Below are 378 nucleotides of genomic sequence, written 5' to 3'. Positions count from 1 at the left end.
TCCTCCACCATTTAGCCGACTTAGCTCAATTGGTAGAGCAACTGACTTGTAATCAGTAGGTTGGGGGTTCAAGTCCTCTAGTCGGCACCAGAAATCATGGCGGTTGTGGCGAAGTGGTTAACGCACCGGATTGTGGCTCCGGCATTCGTGGGTTCGATTCCCATCAGTCGCCCCATTTTTCTTAAATAAATTAATATGCGGGTGTGGCGGAATTGGCAGACGCACCAGACTTAGGATCTGGCGCCTTTGGCGTGGGGGTTCGACTCCCTTCACCCGCACTTTTAATTAAATAACTCATACATGTCTTGCGGAAGTAGTTCAGTGGTAGAATACAACCTTGCCAAGGTTGGGGTCGCGGGTTCGAATCCCGTCTTCCGC

General features: G+C 50.8%; 4 tRNA genes. All 4 read left to right on the top strand.

Annotated elements, in window-relative coordinates:
- Positions 1-14: 14 nt before the first annotated feature.
- Positions 15-90: transfer RNA gene (locus MR169_RS28035), tRNA-Thr, on the top strand.
- 9 nt (positions 91-99) lie between these two features.
- Positions 100-175 (top strand) — tRNA-His (locus MR169_RS28030).
- A 22-nt stretch (positions 176-197) separates the two neighbouring features.
- Positions 198-278: transfer RNA gene (locus MR169_RS28025), tRNA-Leu, on the top strand.
- A 29-nt stretch (positions 279-307) separates the two neighbouring features.
- Positions 308-378: transfer RNA gene (locus MR169_RS28020), tRNA-Gly, on the top strand.

The sequence above is a fragment of the Bacillus cereus group sp. BfR-BA-01349 genome, assembly GCF_022663795.1.
Classification (GTDB): domain Bacteria; phylum Bacillota; class Bacilli; order Bacillales; family Bacillaceae_G; genus Bacillus_A; species Bacillus_A cereus.
Note: the sequence above shows the minus strand (reverse complement) of the source record. Positions and strands in the feature narration are given on the sequence as shown.